Here is a 17,788-nt window from a genome sequence, read left to right on the forward strand (position 1 = left end):
ATGGGTTGATCACGATAAGAACGGCATTTGGAAGCTTCCTTTTTCAAGGGATTATCTAAAGTAGATAAAAAGAAGGAGTGAGAAGGATGTGGGAGCTTATGACGATTCCCCTTTTAACAGGGGCTGCTGCTTTGTGGTTTGGCAGGAATACATTCAGTGAGGAACATCGAATCATCCAACAGATTTTTGAGCAATATCATATTTACCTCAAAGATGGCAAAAACAACCGATATCCTCAGCTTGTTCGGGAATGCAAAAGTACGAAACAAATCAAGCTGATCTATCACACCCCTTTAGCTTTAGAAGAAAAAACCTTACGAACGTTACAACAGGTTTTATTCCTCACCTTAGATCAAGAAGTGAATGTATTGTTCAAGAAATGGCTGATCATTGAGATTTCCAAACATAAAATGCCTTCGTATGTGTCCTATCAAGACGTTCCACATCGAAAAGGATGGATGGTTCCATTAGGGAAAAACCAGCAGGGATGGCATTTTCATCATTTTGACCATACACCGCATACCACGATTTCGGGGACAACTCGCTTTGGAAAAACGGTCATGATGAAAGTCATGATGACCTATCTCATTGAGCATCACCCTTTGGATGCTCAGTTCATCATTATCGACTTAAAGGGTGGATTAGAGTTTGATCGGTATAAGAACCTTCAACAAGTGAAATGGGTTGCCAGTAATCCAAGGGAGTCCTTATATGTCTTAAAACAGATTCAGAAGGATATGGAGGAACGCATGGAACGTTTTAAGCGCCAAGGATGGTCCAATATTGTAGACACTCCCCTCTCTCAACGTCTGTTTGTTTTGATTGATGAAGCCGCACAGCTCACACCGGAGAAATTTATGGATAAGGAACAAAAGAATAATCTAGCTCAATGTCAATCCATAGTAAGCGAAATTGCACGCATAGGAGGCGCTCTGGGCGTTCGATTGGTGTATGGAACCCAATACCCTACCTCAAATGTATTAAACGGTTCTATCAAGCAAAATGCGGATTTAAAGGTTAGCTTTCGCTTAGGAAGCGATTATGCGTCTAAAGTGGCTCTTGGTGCCTATGGGGCGGAAACGTTACCTTCAAATATTAAAGGGCGTGCGCTCATTAAAACGCATGAAGTCAAAGAAGTGCAAGTTCCCTATCTTACTCATGATGAGATATGGAAACGGATTGGAGGCTATGAAGTTGCAAAACAAACAACTGTGCCAAACGAGACAGGAGAAGATTATGTACGCCTTGGATAAGTTGGAATGTATGAGTCGTTCTCAATTACAAGCCATGTTTCAGTTGAAAAGTGTCCGAAATGCAAACCGTGTTCTCTACAACATGAGTCCCTTTTTAAATCATAAACGCCTTCATGAAAATGTCTATTATTTGTCTGAAAAAGGTCGCCAGCATATCGGTTCAGAGAAAACCAAACCTCACTTAACACAGTTGGAACATAAGGTGAGACGTAATGATATTTACTTGTATTATGGTTGTCCGAAAGATTGGAAAGTAGAACGACCGAATGAGTGGAGGATTCAAGGAGAAAGGTATAAGCTCATTTGTGATGCTCGCTTTTCCCTTCACGATATGATTTGTTTTGTAGAAGTGGATCTCCAACAGAAGATGCTTGAAAATAAGAAGAAAATTAAACTGTATCGTTCCCTCTTTCAAGCTTTGGGAGAAAACCAAACCTTATTAATTTTCTATACGGCAAATCAAGTGAGGAAAGAAAAGATATTAACTTGGTGCAAAGAGTATAAAGTCAATGCAGAGATTCTAACAATTGAAGATTTTGAAAATTATTTTTTGTAGACTTTACAAAAGATATATTTCTCAACAGGAGCAAAGGAAAGGCGAGCGAAGCCTTGAAGCGCAAAATTTATCTTTTAGAACTATGTTCTAAAAGATAATATTAAACAAAAAAATAATAGCTCATTTAAGAGATTTATATAAAAATGAGTCGAATATGTCATTGTGTTCATTGGTAGAGTTTGCTATAATAACAGCAATTAAACAGTTCGGAATTGCAAAAAGGTTCAAGGCAATCGTAGTGATGCTACCAACATCCTACGACGGCTCACCGTGATCCATCCACGGTAAACACTTACCTCAAACCTTGCTGCGTTTTTTATGTTTGTATTGTACGACATATTTGACGTAATTTCAAGGGGTTTGTTGTATTCTCTTTTCAAAAGGACGTGTTTACCGCATTTTAAAACGGTAAATAGGTCCTTTTTCTTTTTCCGCAAAAAAAGGAGAGAAAAGAGATGTTAATTTTTAACGATGATTTTGCCCGGATGCAAGGCTATGAATCTTACATAAAAGCAAAAAATGAACAAAAACAAATGAAGTACAAACTATTAGAAATGGTTGAATCAGTTTTTGGAGATTCGTTTGTTCGTTTAAAGCCAGAGACACGAAACGCTATTGATATGATTTGCTTCTTAGCAACGGATAAAGGCTTTGTTTATGCAAAAGATACATATTTCGCTAAGGAACATAACATTTCTGCTCGTACAATTCGTCGTGTGATGAAAACCCTAGAAGACGCTGGAAAGATCGTAAAGGCTCATCGATCTTCTTCTAAACATAATGGCCGTGGTGCAGCCGTTTATTTCTTTGTTAATCATCCTTTTTTTACACACTGGCAACAATATTTCGGCTTTGATGTCCAAGCTGATGTCCAAGCAGAAAACACTGAAACCCCTTGTGAGAGTAAGGATAAGGATGCAAAAAAAGTTTCTACCTATTATTTACCTAATAATTATATTAAAGATCATTTTATGTACAAAACGATTCCTTTTATCAAAGGAGTGCCAAAATTAATTAATCAAACCTTTAACCCTATTTTTAAAGAATCTCTAAAAGATTTTTATTTACGAATACGGATGGCGTCTCAAAAAGTATGCCAATCTGGTTCTATAACTCTTTCTAAGAAGGATATTCACTCTGTTGCATATGAATCTATTCATGTTCTTTTTACATACATAAAAACGCGTTCTATGAGTTTTGAAGAGCAATGCAAATTGGTTTATCAAATTGCATTAAATAAGTTTAACGATCTAGTTAAAACAGAAGATAAAAATGGTGATAGTAAGTCTATAACATTACCACGTAAAATAGTGCGTAAAGAAATGCTTCCAGAATGGTTTCAGGAACAACAAGAAAAGGAAAAAGCAACAGAAACTGAAGTAGATACGTGTAGAGCAGAATCTGAAGTAGAAGAAATAGCTAGAATGAAAGCTATTTTAGCGCACTATGCCTAATAAGTAAGGACTTAAATTCTTTTAATCCATCAATTTCAAAAGATATCAAACTGTAGAAAAAATAAAGAAGCCAAAAAATGGCTCCTTAACACTTATTTAGAATCATTTTGTAATGTCTCTGTATATAGAAGACGCGTATAGATGTCTAAATTTTTGGGAACATCCCTTTCTCTACAAGGAGATCTTATAAACTAAATGTAGGTTTCTGATCTTCTATAACGCAATGGGATTCATTATATACATTTTTAATGTGACTTGATGTAATATTACTTTGAATAAGGGGAAATGCTCATATTTTATAATGCACAATGTCCCCTTCTATCCTTGTATAGATGAATTCCTCTTTATATTTTTTATAGCTACTTATGTGTTTGTGTAATTATAGTAACAACTTTCAAACTTAACTTTTGGAGAAAAGACGTTGAAAAAAGCTTTTCTTTTCCTTGGAGACTGCAATTTGTTCTTTAATGTTCTCCAGTTCTTTTAGTACATCTTGAAGTTGTTGTTCTCTTTCAACTAATTGTTGCTGTAATTCTTTCTCTCGAACCTCGTTTTGTTGTTGATGTTCTAAATAAGTCTTTTTTAATTCTGTAATCATTCCTTCTGTTTCTTCAAGTGGACTCTTCTCATTTAACGGCATATTCTTCATCTTTTCTATAGTATTGCTTAGCCGTTCCTCGTGACGTTCCAACCGTTCCGACACTAAATGTGACAACCGTTCTTCTATCCGTTCTTCCTTTTGGTCTAAGTATTTTGTGAAAATATTGTTTAAATGCTTTTCCATCTGTTCCTCAAATTGCTTTCCAATTCGCCCAGCAATACGAACTTCCATATCTTCAAGCTCGCCTTTTAATTCATGTATGATATTTTGAATCATAAGGTGATTGACTTCCTGTTGAGCTTTATCACGATCGTTGTCACGGAGGAACGTGGACAGTTCCATATTATCTCTTTCAGTAGGTGCATAATCTTTAGCGATCATTTCAGCTACTTGAGACTTTGTTATATTCGGCTGCTTTAGCACTGATTGGAATTTACGTAAAGCAATTACATCATGTTCTGTAAATGCCCGATTCTCGCGGTTTTTTCCATCTTTTACTTTAAGGAACGTGTATCCGTTCTTCTCTAATTCAAGACACCACTTCCTAAGATAACTATCACTAATTCCTAACGATTCAGCCACTTCTTTTGTCCAATACGCTTTTGGTATTTTGTCACTGTTCCCGTTCCACTGTTCTTTATTCATTATTAGATCCCCTTTATACTTTTATCTTGATAATAAAACTTCTTTTTTTAAAGAGCAAACCCTTTGCCAATTTAAAATATTAATACATGTTTAGGAACCGTTCCCGTTCCAACGTTCCTCATTTGAGAATTTGTAATGGTTAAATAAGGTCAATTAATTATTATAAAAAAGGCTTTTAAATGAATTGAATCATTTGTATGTTCTTGATCCGTTCCAAATATACATACAATTCGTGTTTTTGTCCATCTTATACTCACTAAAATCCTAATCAATGTAATAGGAATCGTTCCCGTTCCAGCATTCTTTTTTATGAGTCAATAAAAGATCCATCGTTCCTAAGGCGTTCCAAGTACATTTTTATAACATTTATATATAATATATATAAATGTTATAAAAATGTACAGAATAAGAAGAAGAGTTGCTGTTTTTACAGTGAAAAAAGGTTTAATTAACATAAAAATTATATAAAATTAATTCATCATTATATACTCAGGTGATTTAGATACTTTTTATATAAAAAATATGTTTATAGTAAATAAAAAATAAATATTATACATAACAGTTTGAAAAGAAGTGGGATTTAATGTTGAAATTAACTCTTGTGAACTTTATGGGGAATGACAAAATGAAGGAGAGGGTAAAAGTAGTGTGATTCCATCTAGCCAACATAATGGGTTTATTTAACAACTTTGTGGAAAAAGGAAAGAGAAGGTGGATGGCTCTTACTTTATATATTCTAAAATTAGGTATATTGATATTGAAAGTGAAACAACAGAGTACATTTACAAAATAGAAAGAAGATTCATTTTATAGTCTAGAAAAAGCCCATTCAAAGATAGACTTAACGATTAAATCCTTGTATCAGGGACATCGTAAGGGGGAAACAATTATCTTCAAATTGGGAAGCATTAGCGCTTGCTTTGTATCAAAAAATGATGAAAGAAGAAATCTGTGGAGGTCAAGAGAAGGGAAGTAAAAATAGAGGAAGAGGAGCCAGAAGACGAACTTGTTCAATCCATCTCTTCCGATCAAACCAAAACGCCTACGAGTACAGAAAAGTCATCTAAGGATAGGCAAGCTTACAGATTATGAGGGTCGACATTTAGCAAAGAGAAGTCAAAAGAAAATGAAATCCTATGAAAAAGCGATTACAGTTAAGGTGAAGAATCGGATAGCTTTATGAAGAAAAAATGGAGAATTAAAAGCCGATACGGAGTATTAAGTTGAGACAGAAAAAACTGAAACGAAAGCTCAAATTTCATTAAAAGAAGATGAGATTTGTATGAAAGAAGAGAGTATACAGCTCTGTAAAGATGAGAAGGAAATGTTAGTGGAAAAGCTCAAAAAGTTAAATGGAAAAGAGCAAGATTTAGCTCCTACTCGTTTAAACACGGGGGGACGTTGAAGGGACATAATGGGGACACTGTGGGGACTACGGGTTGATTTGAGGGGACGTTGAGGGGACATCTGGGGCTTTTCTTTGTACCCATGATTTTGTTAGGCTCTGCCTAACCCCACACGTCTAGTGGGGGCAAAAATCCCTTATGCTCTTCAGGTTTTCAAAATGTAGTGCACTTTATTTAGAGAAAGGATGAATGTAATGGGAATCATCATGCTAAATATTGATTCAGCTGTTATGAAAAAGTTTGATGAATTGGCAAAAGAAAAAGGAATTTTACAATAAGTATTCTTACAATAAATTCTTAATAAAACTTTCTTTAAAGGGGAAAATAACTAAAACCAAAAGGAGGATTTACTATGAATAAAAAGCATGAGAATAGTGGATTTACAGTAGTAGGAACAAACATTGATGAGATTAAAAAATACAATGAACAATCTGGCATGTCTTACAATGAAGTAAAAGAATGGATGGCTAAGACAAATGGAGGACATGGTACAGGTATCTACAGTGATACCGATATTGAGGAAGTAAAAAAGAAGCTTCAACAATCTACAGAAAATAAAAAGTAGTAACAAAAGATAAGTAATCTTCTTAAGATACATAGGCTTGGATTCTGGAATTAGATTGACAGTCATCTACAAAACAAAAGATTCAAGCCGATTCTTTTTATATTAAAGTTCATCTTTTTTTATACTGAAAAAGAAGGCTTAATTTTGGTTGACTTAGCACCATTTTTTCATTTTCCAATTCCACGTTGTCTGCTGATATTGTTCCTTTGATTCTTTTATTGTAGAAAAGGTGGAAATAGAATTATAATATGCTAAATTATTAAAAATGTAGATTAAAATCCTATTTCTGTTGCTTTTTTGTTCTTATGGATAAACAATAGTGTATAAGATATATATACTATAATGAGAAAAAAGATAAGGAGGGAGAACGATGGCACATAAAATCAGTGTAACAGGCCGTCCGACAAGCTCAATTCAAGATTACGGGAAGTATCTGACTTTTGATATGGAGGAAAAAGGGAGCCCAAATGCTCCAAAGGGGATTCCTTTTCGGAGTAAGGCAATTACATATACGGTGGTTCTCAGCTTAAAACAATTTAATAAGTTAAACATAAATCGAGAAGAGTTTTCTCAAAGACGTTTCCTCGTCCAGGGAGAGCCTTGTTTAGATATTCCTTTTGAACAGTGTACAGGTGAGATAGGTGTTATTTGTATGCAAATACAAGAAATTGAGGACAAAGTGAAAGAGAACAAAGGAACGCCAAAAAAGGGCTCAAGAGCTCAAAAATCAGAAGAAAATAAACAACAAGAAGAACCTAAAAAAGAGGAAGTCAAAAAGCAAATTTTTGTTCCAGAAGGGACAAGAAACTGGATGCCTTTAGAGGATATTAAGGTTCCAGAAGCCTTTCTTCAATTTACACCAGGAATCGCTAAACAAAAGATAGTGGAAGAAAGCATTGAGAAGAATGGAACTGTAGATAAACCAATTATTATTGATCCTGAAACCCATGAACTCGTGGATAGTTATAGTCGTTATTATGTAGCAAAACAAAGAAAACTAGATCGTGTTCCTGTTCATTACTAAACAATTTATTCTGTACTCGTAAATTAATATAAAAAATCCCTATTTATAATAGGGATTTTTTATATTAATTGAGTCAGCACATATTTAAGGGAGGAAGTCTTAGAAATATTATGGATAATGTATAAGATAAATATGCAACCTTCAGTTCAGATTAATTGAAAACCTGTAATGAGGGAGAAGGGACTATGCTATAAAGGATTCAACACATATAGAATGGCTGCAAGAAGACCTATAGATTCTTTGAATAATAAAGAGTTTATGATTTGATAACTTTTCTGAGGATACATAATAATAATTCATTTACTATGAATTATTATTAATAAAAAGGAATCTTTGGCTTGTACATAGTAATAAGTTACCTCATTTGAACTGAAATTAATGAAACATACATCTAAAAACACAATATTTATTTAACCCCTTTACTATGTAATCGCTTTCAACTATACTAAGAAATTGGGATGGTTACTATTTTATTGATATAATAATATAGAAACTAAGAGAGTTTACACTAGGATTTGTGCAGAACTCCTCTTACCTAACAAAATCTAAACTCACACAAGCAGAAAGGGGAAGAGGCTATGAGTGATTTACTGAAGAAGAAATCTATTACGCAATTATTGAAACAAGGGGAAAGTAAGACATTAGAGAAAACGATGGGGGCGTTTGATTTAACATTACTAGGAATTGGCGCAGTTATTGGGACAGGAGTGTTAGTTTTAACAGGTCTAGTAGCAGCAAATGACGCTGGCCCATCCGTTATTATTTCTTTCATTTTGGCGGCTATTGTATGTGGATTTGCGGCTCTTTGCTATGCAGAGTTTGCTTCTACTCTTCCGGTATCAGGAAGTGTATATACATATACGTACGCAACAATTGGTGAGTCTGTTGCCCATCTTATGGGGTGGACGCTACTTTCCGTTTATATATTAACAACAGCTACAGTTGCAAGTGGTTGGTCTTCGTACTTTAATCAATTTTTAGAGGGATTCAACTTAGGTTTGCCAAAGGAACTTGTAACAATTCCAGCAGATGGAGGGATTGTTAATCTTCCAGCTATTATGATTACTTTACTTATTACATGGCTTCTTTCAAGAGGAACAAAAGAAAGTAAGAAAGTAAATAATTTCATGGTGTTAGTGAAGCTTGTTGTCATTGGTCTTTTCGTTATTGTCGGAGCTTTTTATGTGAAACCTGAAAACTGGACTCCATTTGCGCCGTTTGGAATAGAAGGGATTATGGCAGGATCTGCAGCTGTGTTCTTTGCCTTTTTGGGATTTGACGCATTATCAACATCAGCAGAGGAAGTAAAAAACCCACAACGGGATTTGCCGATTGGAATTATTGCCTCTTTAGTAGTATGTACATTGATTTATGTTGTAGTATGTCTTGTTATGACAGGGGTTGTACCGTACACTGAGCTTAATGTTCCAGAAGCAATGGCTTACGTACTACATGCGGTTGGACAAGATGCAGTCGCTGGAATTGTTACAATCGGAGCAATTATTGGAATTATGGCTGTAATTTTTGCTTATATTTATGCAGCAACTCGTGTCCTATTTTCAATGAGTCGCGATGGTTTATTACCAAAGAGCTTTTCAAAAACAAATGAAAAGACTGGTGCTCCTGTATTTTCAACATGGTTAATAGGGATTATCAGTAGTGTAATTGGAGGAGTAATTAATTTAAAAGAACTCTCCAACTTAGCGAACATTGGGGCATTGTTAACCTTTGGAATGGTAGGAGTAGGAATCATTATCCTACGTAAAACGCATCCGAATTTAGAAAGAGGATTTAGAGTACCACTTGTACCGGTCCTACCACTTGTGTCTTGCTTATGTTGTTTATTCTTAATGGTTAATCTGCCAGGTAGCACATGGTTATATTTTAGTGGTTGGTTAGTCTTAGGTATTGTCGTTTATTTTGGATATTCTCGTCATCATAGCAAGTTGCAAGGTGGAAAAACTGAAGAGATACGGAAGCAAAAAGCGAATTAATTATAATGAGTTAAAAGAAACAAATTAGGGGAATTTAAATATACTTTTTGAATGCATTTTGGTGCTAAATACTTTATGAGTATTGCTTGCTATAAAATTAATTTCGTTCGGAATAAGAAACTCAAGACCGCCTTATACAATAATAGTTATGGGGCGGTCTTTTCTATCTTTATTAATTATAGCTCCCATACCTCGTGTATGTCTCCCTTTCTTGATATCCAAAACATATCCCATTACCTTGCCTTCTTATAATTTATTTTATGGAGGATAGAAAGTGAGCCTCACCTTAACGATTAAACCAATGCCATCTAAGTGCATCTTTTTCTATTTTCTTCACAAATTCATCTTTACCATTGCTATAACCAATGATATCATTTGGAAATTTATGAGCTAGTGTAGATTTTAATTCTCCATATTGCTTTCTTATTTCTGGATTTTGACAAAGATAATCTCTAAAAGATAGGTGTCTTTCAATTTCTTGAATATTATCATATTGAAACGCATGGATCTGATGAGTTCGGTTATTTCCTCCTTTACGGTAATATCTTCTTTGTTTAATTCCAAACTCTCCCATGACCTCATAATCAAGCTTTTCGAATTGTTGAGAATAATCATCCAATGCTTTAATATCATTGACTACAAGTAGGATATCAATAATAGGCTTTGCTTGTAAATCGAGAATAGAAGTGCTTCCAATGTGAAAACTGTTCACTAATTCTTTCTGAAGGATTTCTTCAATCAATTTCTTTTCCTTTAGATATTCATCTTTCCATTTTGGATTATGTTCGACTACTGTAATGTTCATGTTTTGCCTCCTTGAATTTTTTAATTCTAAATAAGAACAAGTTTTTTAAATTATAAAACTGTAGAAATTTCTTCAACCCATAACTTTAGGGTGTTAATAATATGTATTATGTAAAGTTTATCTACTATGTGTAGTGTATAGATAAAGTACGACAAGGGAGGGCGTGGTAGGTGTGGGGGAGATTCCCATTCGGAAAGAAAGTATGAAATCAGCATAAAATGCTTTCCTTTTCTGTAAAAGAGAAGTAAATCAGCGACAAGGGGATTTGTGGAAGATGTAGGGAGTATTACCACAAGCATATAGTAGTTGTTGTAAGGAAAACAAAGAAATACAAGCCCAAAGTCTATATTGATTTTGTAATTTGTAGAGTTAAATTATAAAGTTAGATTTGAAAGCTGAGATTTGCATTTAGAAAGATCTTAAAAAAGGCAAATCTCAGCTCTTATTACGTTAAGAATAAACAAGTTCCCTCTCATAAACTATTTTTGCGAACTGTCTTACCTCTTGGATGGTATCCAATCGTTGAACTTCGCGTGAAAAATCACCCGTTCCACTTATGTGATAAGACTTTTTAAAGAAACGGACAGGGGTTGTATAGTACTTGTTGTTTGTAAACGTAAGAGATTTATAAATGACAACTCCTAAATTATTAGGGAAACGACAGATAATCTTTAAATCGCCTTCTTTCTCTAAATCTGTATCAGCCGAACAGATAAAGTCTTCTAAGACTGGGTTCTTCATTTATCATTTCCTCCTTTTCCATTACTACCTAATTATAAAGTAATTATACTCTAAATGTATGTTTATCCTTTTATTAATTTACACTTTTCTTAAGTGATAAGGATTTGAATCAGTGTATATAGAAAAAGAAGATAGATAGTTTGTAATTAAGATAGAAAACATTATTTTATCTGAATATTATTATTTTTTTAGAATGGTCATCCTTTCAGATTATCTTTCGTATTTTATGATGAATAAATTTCTAGTTATATAAAATAATGTATTTTTTCTTTTTAGGGAGTGTATAGGGTGGAATCAAACGAATCAGAACAATTAATAAAACGTTTAACACAATCAAAAGAGCATATTATGAGATGTATGCTAAATTTTATGAAGGAAACAGAGATGATTAAAGAAGAGATGAAAAAAAAAGAAATAGATACAACGAACATTAGGAGTACATTGACTCTTAATCAAGTTCATAAAGAGAAATTAGAGGCTTACCTGATTGCTATTCAACTGTTCAAATCTAATCCTACAGAATGCTTTAATCTCACTTCACTACGAAAACATGTACAGGAACGTGTAGATTATCCTCTCCCTTCCAATGCCTACTTCATTGAGAAGCTTCAGGAGATTAATCCCTTCATACAGAAAGTAAGGCACGGTTGTTATCAATATATTGACCATTTTTTAGAGAAGGAAAATTATTAAATAAGGATCTTAATAGGTTGAGATACGAATACTTTAAATCATGACTATAAAGAGCGCATAAACCATCTGGTTTTTATGCACTCTTTTTCTATTGGATGATTAAAGAACCTTACTACAGATGTATAAATCCCTGTATAAAGAGAAAAGACCAACTTCCCTTAATATGTTTTATGGGAATAAAAATTACATTGTCTAATCAAATTAATATTAAACATACCAATCTTATAAAATAGGGAGTAACCCAAGATTTATAGGTGGCAACTATGGGTTGCGGGGGATAGCAACGATTATTATCTTTACTTTCAGCACTAGAATTAACAATAATGGACTATATATTACGAAAAGGTGATTACGTATATGATTTTTGGTCAGAGATTAAAAAAAGAGAGAATAAATAAGGGATGGTCTCAAGAAGAATTAGCTCAAAAACTTTTTGTCAGTCGTCAATCTGTCTCTAAGTGGGAAAATGGTCAGAACTATCCCAGTATCGAAATTATTATTAAAATAAGTGATCTTTTTAAGGTAACCATTGATGAATTATTAAGGAGTGATGGGGAATTGACAGAGAAAGTCATTAAGGATAGCAAGAAATTGGCGTATCCGAAGTTGAAATTTATGTTTGATGTATTGTTTTTAATAGGTGTAATCTTTTGGATAATTAAAATGGGGATCATTATTCTAAATAAATTTACTGCTTTGGATTTCCCTTTTTATAATGGATGGTTTTTATGGAATTTTGGTGTTTTAATTTTAACAGTTGTTGCAGCGATTGGTTCTAGTATTGTAAAAGAAAAATATAAAGAGGATTAGCACAGTAGATGCCTTTGTAAGAAAAATGAGTTATCGGTAAGGGTATACAATTTCAATGTAACTATCAAAAAAGACATTACTCATATCCAGTAATGTCTTTTCATTAACTTCTATGTTGGTTTAGGCTTTTGTAATAAATCTCTATCTAATACTTGGATAGAAAAAATATCTCATTTTGGGATACCTAACTGCTTCGCTTATCAGCGCTACTTTGATATAAGAGACCATATGAAATAGAAAATAAACCTGTAAGAGCGATTAAAACTGTAAGTAATTGCGATTGCGTAACAATATATAAAAATATGGAAAAAATAAGTAATAACCATCCAAATATATGGATAACGAATGTATTCATTATCTTCACCTCTTCTTTCCACTATACGGATATCGTTTATAATCACAGGAAACCGAAATAACTACAACGAAGTGTAGCTTTAAAGTAAAGTTGAATTAAGAATGTTCCTAAATACTGATTTATCTCCGTTCCATAATCAAAAATCTAAACAACAAAAGAGCCAATTCCTCTTAAGCTAAGCAGGGCATCGTCTTTTTTGCTGTTTAAAGAAATGCTTCATCTGTTCCCCATCAGATGGTGCCTCTTTTCCTTCTAAAACAATAAGAATATTCCGACATTTTAAGGTTAAAATAAAGGAAACAAGTTTTGGCAAATGATTAATTTCGCATGTCCGACCATTTGCAATTAGATAGATTTTACTTTCAATCGTTTGACATAGCTGGTAAAGCTCTAAAGTTTTCCTCAATGTAAGTGTTGGAAGGTGGATCTTATAAGATATAATATGTTTCATTTTCTCATTTCTCCTTTCATAAATCGTCCCTATTTTAATAGTCTAATCCCATTATAAAGGTTTTTGAAAGCGCTATCAACAATATAATTCTAAAATTGATAATAAAATATATTTTGGTTATCTATTAATTTATATCAATACTGTTAAAAAATAACTTATCAGAATCGGCTTTTTCAATACTTGCGAAGAAGTATACATTCTTTCAAAAGAAAATATTTTAACTTAGGTAGAGTTAAAAGAAATAAATCAGGAGGGGAAAAGAGCTATAGTGAAGGCTGAGATTATCGTAGTTTTATTACTAAGAAGCTATAGTTTATAGGACTTTTTATCATTAGTGCAGAGTTGTGATTATCTCCTATGGCTTTTAAATTTTCTTAAGTAAATTTAGAAGCTGTTTTTTTTCCTTGTAATTCAAGTTAGAAAATTGAGATGCCTGAAAATGTTCTTGTTTCGGAACAACCTCATAAAAATACTCTTTTCCTTCCTCAGTCAGTGAAAGATATTTTGTTTTCCATTCTTGTTCTCTTTTAATCAATCCTAAGTCTTCCATTTTACTTAACAGTTGAGTAATATTGCCTTTCGTAACAAATAGCCTGTTTGCTAGTTCTTGTTGAGACAATCGTTCATGGGAACCCACTTGAACTAAGACATCAAATTGGGCTGTCGATAGCTCCCATTTTTTTAAATGTTGATTGGATTCCCGGATACTCTGGTTATATATTCGAGTTATTCGGAACCATAACATTAAACCTATTCGTTCCTCTTGTTTAGATGAGGAGTAATTTATCATGTTTTTTTTCATGAATGTCACCTCATTCCCCTTTTATTGCAATCAGTCTAGGATTAAACTAATTTAAAGTCAAGTTTAAATACTTTTTAATTTATATACAAAGAAACCCGTATTATAGGTTAATATGGGTTTCTTTGATGCCTTTATTTATGTGGTTGTTGCTTTAGCATAGATGATAAAAAACAAGGTTAATTCTCCTATTATCATCATGTTTGGCACCACTACAATCAAATTAATAATAAAAAAGACGGCTAAAATCCCTAAAAATAAACCTAAATGATAAATTTTTAATTGGTGGTTCTTACGTCTATATTGGTGAAAGACAAGAGTAGTTGACAGGAAATAGAGCAATACAGAACCAAAAATAAAATATAGGATAAATGAATAGTGGACTTCAGGTAAAAACAATAATCTGATGGAGGCAGCAATCATGCTCAAAGACATTAAAATAAACAAATGACCGTAAATAATGATTTGGCCGGAAGTTTGTATAGACTTGTCGACTTTCTTCTCCATGTTATCAAAATATTGCCACCACATCGCTATAATTAAGATAAATGAAATGATAGAAAAGGCTATTGAATCCCAGTTCCCTTGTTTTGGTTGAATCAGCGCAAGAGTGCTAATAAGGGCTTCCCCAAAGAGAATAATGGAAAATAGACCAAATCGCTCTAACAGATGGGCTGTATTTGTAGGAACCTTTCCTAAACACTTCCTTCCGAGTATTGGAACAATAATATCAATAAGGATTCCCAAGTACAACACCGCATATCGAACCCAAGAATCAAAAAAGATTGAGAGTAATGAAACAACAATTCCAATCCAAAAATACCTTCCAAAAAAGAGTGCTGCTTTCTTTCGAACTCCCTCTTCTATACGCTGAACAACCAGATATTGAATAGCAGTTACAGCTCTTAATCCAATATAACCAATTAAAAAAGTAAGATAATAGGGGTCAAAATCAGCTGACAAGCTTGATGTCATAATGAGAACAAAAAACATTTGTAGTATTAAAAATAGCCGTTGATGAAATAAATCTTTTCCAAACCGGTTAATAAATATGGTTTGTCCCACCCAAGCCCACCAGATAGGGATAAAAATTAACATGAATTTTAATAAATACTCTGAATGGATATATCCATCTTCAACATGAAGTAAAACATGAGTTGCAGCTGCAACAGCCGCCACAAATAATAAATCATAAAAGAGCTCTAACCATGTAACTTTTTTTTCTTCCATTTCTGTACTCCTCCCAATCCCTTTATAGTTTTATAGTACGCTAGAAATATCTAGAAGTTGTAAGAGATGCCTCAAATTTAAATATAAGAATGGTTTCTAGACTGCAATTTGATTAGGTATAATGTTATTTCTTTTAATTGTAAAATTACGGTGATTAATTTTAAACAGGGAGGAATTATATGACCAAAACCATCGGCCTTATGTATGGCAGTTTACGAAAAAATTCTTATAATTGAATTATTGCTCAATCATTGACGGATATGGATGATTTTATCCAATTTTGCTGGATTGAGATTAATGAGCTTCTCTTGTTTAACGAAGACTTGGAGAAAAGTGGTATTCCAGAAACAGTGACATCGTTTAAATCTTCCATTTCAAAAAGTTCTAGTTTCACTAGTGAAAAGAGTGATTCTAGTCTGAAAGTGCTTACTGATGAAAGAACCATACGATATCTCCAGAGTTATTTATAGATTGGATCGATCACAGTCTTGTTTTAGATTAACAGAAAGAGGACGTTTTATTTTAATAATATGTAAAATTTTCTAATTTTTCGGAATATTATTGACAATATTTAACTTTATAATTAAACTGATATAGCAATCAGTTAAGTTCTAAACTCATTGTAACAAACGAAGGAGTTTAAGATAAATCTTTCAATACATAAACTTTCTTCGATTACTTTAATTAAAGGGGGACTTTAAAATGTCTGATCTCTATTCTCGTATTTCCAAAGATGATGCTGTCGTGCTTTTAGTGGATCATCAAACTGGCCTTATTTCCGGCTTAGTGCGTGACTATGGTGTAGATGAATTTAAGAACAATGTTATGGCTCTTGCTAACACAGCTAAGTTTTTTGATTTACCCGTTATCTTAACAACAAGCTTTGAAAACGGGCCTAACGGACCACTGATGCAAGAATTGGTTGATATGTTTCCACACGCACCAAAAATAGCGCGACCTGGACAAATTAACGCATGGGATAATGAAGAGTTTGTTAAAGCAATCGAAGAAACTGGGAAAAAACAACTTATTATTGCGGGCGTAGTTACAGATGTTTGCGTTGCTTTCCCTGCACTTTCTGCTATTAAAGCTGGATATGAAGTATTTGCTGTTACGGACGCTTCTGGAACTGTCAGCAAACAAGTCGCAGATGCATCTTTAACTCGTATGGCCCATGGTGGCGTGCAGCTTATGAACTGGTTTAGCGTAGCGTGCGAATTACAACGTGATTGGCGCAACGATGTCGATGGTTTTGGCGATTTACTTTCTAGCCAACTTCCTGGTTATCAAAATATAATTGGAAGCTATATGGGAGCTCAGCGCGATATCGGAAAAGTTAAAAATTAAAAAATATCAAAGGGAGCAGAATAACAGAATTCTGCTCCCTTTTTAATTTATTTGAATGAAATTTTAAATCTAATTGTAAAGTTCCTTTTTGTTATTATATTTGTCCCTATTAATAGGAAAAATCAGTTGAAATTGATTAGAATATCTTTTTTGGAGGTAGAAGAATGACCAAAGTTACTGTAGGAACAGAAAATGAAAAACCAATTGAATTGTTTTATGAGGATTATGGGACAGGGAAGCCTGTTGTATTAATTCACGGTTGGCCATTGAGTGGTCGATCTTGGGAATACCAAGTTCCTGCTTTAGTTGAGTCTGGATACAGAGTCATAACTTATGACCGTAGAGGGTTCGGGAACTCATCACAGCCATGGAATGGTTACGATTATGATACATTCACTGCTGATTTACATCAGCTACTAGAGCATTTAGATCTCCAAAATGTGACGCTAGTTGGATTTTCAATGGGTGGCGGGGAGGTAGCTCGTTATATCGGAACCTACGGAACAAACAGAGTAGAGAAGGCTGTATTTGCAGGAGCTGTACCCCCATTTCTTTATAAATCAGCAGATCATCCTGAGGGAGTATTAGATGATTCAGCTATTCAAGCATTTGAAAATGGAGTAAAGAATGATCGCCTAGCCTTTCTTGATGAGTTTACGAAAACATTTTTTTCTGCTGGAGATCGAACGGACTTAGTTAGTGAACCATTCCGACTTTACAATAAGGATATTGCAGCAGGTGCATCCCCTAAAGGGACTCTAGATTGTATTGCTGCTTTCAGTAAAACAGATTTTAGAAGAGATTTAGCCAAAATTAATATACCTACTCTTGTGATTCATGGTGATTCAGATGCAACTGTTCCATTTGAATATAGTGGGAAGCGAACCCATGAAGCAGTTCCTAACGCTAAATTAGCTTTAATCAAGGAAGGGCCACATGGGCTCAATGCAACACATCCTAGAGAGTTTAATGAAGCATTGTTATCCTTTTTGAATGACTAATTCTAAATGAATCTTTTTAATGGATGGAAGAGGGGGAATACAGGAGGTACTACATTTA

18 protein-coding genes and 1 pseudogene are annotated in these 17,788 nt (G+C 33.8%); 13 read left to right on the top strand and 6 right to left on the bottom strand.

Annotation, left to right across the window (positions count from 1 at the left end; genetic code table 11):
• Window positions 1-86 precede the first annotated feature (86 nt).
• From ACK3CR_RS04745 to ACK3CR_RS04755, 3 genes are all read left to right on the top strand, one after another.
• Complete coding sequence (locus tag ACK3CR_RS04745) at window positions 87-1,253, top strand: FtsK/SpoIIIE domain-containing protein (protein ID WP_488974948.1); 1,167 nt, start codon at window positions 87-89, stop codon at window positions 1,251-1,253.
• Window positions 1,237-1,809, top strand: a complete 573-nt coding sequence (locus ACK3CR_RS04750; RefSeq protein ID WP_488974949.1) for a replication-relaxation family protein — start codon at window positions 1,237-1,239, stop codon at window positions 1,807-1,809. The genes ACK3CR_RS04745 and ACK3CR_RS04750 overlap by 17 nt, the downstream gene beginning before the upstream one ends.
• Window positions 1,810-2,264: 455 nt before the next feature.
• Window positions 2,265-3,263 carry a hypothetical protein gene (locus ACK3CR_RS04755; RefSeq protein WP_488974950.1) on the top strand — a complete coding sequence of 333 codons (999 nt, stop codon included), beginning with the start codon at window positions 2,265-2,267 and terminating at the stop codon, window positions 3,261-3,263.
• Window positions 3,264-3,663: 400 nt separating this feature from the next.
• Here ACK3CR_RS04755 and ACK3CR_RS04760 read toward each other — a convergent pair whose 3' ends face one another.
• Window positions 3,664-4,509: a DUF3967 domain-containing protein gene (locus ACK3CR_RS04760; protein WP_488974951.1), complete on the bottom strand. Its 846-nt coding sequence runs from the start codon at window positions 4,507-4,509 to the stop codon at window positions 3,664-3,666.
• A 951-nt stretch (window positions 4,510-5,460) separates the two neighbouring features.
• Between ACK3CR_RS04760 and ACK3CR_RS04765 the strand changes: the two genes are divergently transcribed.
• The 5 genes from ACK3CR_RS04765 (at window position 5,461) to ACK3CR_RS04785 (ending at window position 9,498) form a co-directional block, all read left to right on the top strand.
• Entirely contained in the window at window positions 5,461-5,601 is a 141-nt protein-coding gene (locus tag ACK3CR_RS04765; RefSeq protein WP_488974952.1) for a hypothetical protein, read from the top strand.
• Window positions 5,602-5,791: 190 nt separating this feature from the next.
• Window positions 5,792-5,914: a hypothetical protein gene (locus tag ACK3CR_RS04770; protein ID WP_276517182.1), complete on the top strand. Its 123-nt coding sequence runs from the start codon at window positions 5,792-5,794 to the stop codon at window positions 5,912-5,914.
• Between the two features lie 353 nt (window positions 5,915-6,267).
• On the top strand, window positions 6,268-6,480 hold the full coding sequence (locus ACK3CR_RS04775) for a gamma-type small acid-soluble spore protein (protein WP_488974953.1): 213 nt from the start codon (window positions 6,268-6,270) through the stop codon (window positions 6,478-6,480).
• Window positions 6,481-6,850: 370 nt separating this feature from the next.
• Window positions 6,851-7,504, top strand: a complete 654-nt coding sequence (locus tag ACK3CR_RS04780; RefSeq protein ID WP_243510758.1) for a ParB N-terminal domain-containing protein — start codon at window positions 6,851-6,853, stop codon at window positions 7,502-7,504.
• 578 nt (window positions 7,505-8,082) lie between these two features.
• Window positions 8,083-9,498, top strand: a complete 1,416-nt coding sequence (locus tag ACK3CR_RS04785) for an amino acid permease (protein WP_243510756.1) — start codon at window positions 8,083-8,085, stop codon at window positions 9,496-9,498.
• Window positions 9,499-9,784: 286 nt separating this feature from the next.
• Here ACK3CR_RS04785 and ACK3CR_RS04790 read toward each other — a convergent pair whose 3' ends face one another.
• Window positions 9,785-10,303, bottom strand: coding sequence for a GrpB family protein (locus ACK3CR_RS04790; RefSeq protein WP_488974954.1), 519 nt, complete (start codon window positions 10,301-10,303; stop codon window positions 9,785-9,787).
• A gap of 450 nt (window positions 10,304-10,753) precedes the next feature.
• Entirely contained in the window at window positions 10,754-11,044 is a 291-nt protein-coding gene (locus tag ACK3CR_RS04795) for a hypothetical protein (protein WP_488974955.1), read from the bottom strand.
• A gap of 288 nt (window positions 11,045-11,332) precedes the next feature.
• Here ACK3CR_RS04795 and ACK3CR_RS04800 point away from each other — a divergent pair, with 288 nt between their 5' ends.
• Window positions 11,333-11,737 carry a hypothetical protein gene (locus ACK3CR_RS04800; protein WP_488974956.1) on the top strand — a complete coding sequence of 135 codons (405 nt, stop codon included), beginning with the start codon at window positions 11,333-11,335 and terminating at the stop codon, window positions 11,735-11,737.
• 357 nt (window positions 11,738-12,094) lie between these two features.
• Window positions 12,095-12,547 (top strand): helix-turn-helix domain-containing protein, encoded by a 453-nt coding sequence (locus tag ACK3CR_RS04805; protein ID WP_488974957.1) that lies wholly within the window; start codon window positions 12,095-12,097, stop codon window positions 12,545-12,547.
• A 530-nt stretch (window positions 12,548-13,077) separates the two neighbouring features.
• Here the strand turns inward: ACK3CR_RS04805 and ACK3CR_RS04810 are convergent.
• The 3 genes from ACK3CR_RS04810 to ACK3CR_RS04820 form a co-directional block, all read right to left on the bottom strand.
• Window positions 13,078-13,353 (bottom strand): hypothetical protein, encoded by a 276-nt coding sequence (locus tag ACK3CR_RS04810; RefSeq protein ID WP_411251620.1) that lies wholly within the window; start codon window positions 13,351-13,353, stop codon window positions 13,078-13,080.
• A 364-nt stretch (window positions 13,354-13,717) separates the two neighbouring features.
• The gene (locus tag ACK3CR_RS04815; protein WP_488974958.1) at window positions 13,718-14,155 is read right to left on the bottom strand and encodes a MarR family winged helix-turn-helix transcriptional regulator; all 438 of its coding nucleotides are present in this window, start codon (window positions 14,153-14,155) and stop codon (window positions 13,718-13,720) included.
• A 135-nt stretch (window positions 14,156-14,290) separates the two neighbouring features.
• Window positions 14,291-15,382, bottom strand: coding sequence for a low temperature requirement protein A (locus ACK3CR_RS04820; RefSeq protein ID WP_488974959.1), 1,092 nt, complete (start codon window positions 15,380-15,382; stop codon window positions 14,291-14,293).
• Between the two features lie 236 nt (window positions 15,383-15,618).
• Between ACK3CR_RS04820 and ACK3CR_RS04825 the strand changes: the two are divergent.
• From ACK3CR_RS04825 to ACK3CR_RS04835, 3 genes and pseudogenes are all read left to right on the top strand, one after another.
• Window positions 15,619-15,756: pseudogene (locus ACK3CR_RS04825) on the top strand (NADPH-dependent FMN reductase); the annotation flags it as partial.
• Between the two features lie 328 nt (window positions 15,757-16,084).
• Window positions 16,085-16,729, top strand: a complete 645-nt coding sequence (ycaC, locus tag ACK3CR_RS04830) for an isochorismate family cysteine hydrolase YcaC (RefSeq protein WP_488974960.1) — start codon at window positions 16,085-16,087, stop codon at window positions 16,727-16,729.
• 164 nt (window positions 16,730-16,893) lie between these two features.
• Window positions 16,894-17,730, top strand: a complete 837-nt coding sequence (locus tag ACK3CR_RS04835) for an alpha/beta fold hydrolase (protein ID WP_488974961.1) — start codon at window positions 16,894-16,896, stop codon at window positions 17,728-17,730.
• The last annotated feature ends 58 nt before the right edge of the window (window positions 17,731-17,788 follow it).

The organism is Priestia sp. TRM10 (assembly GCF_057808375.1).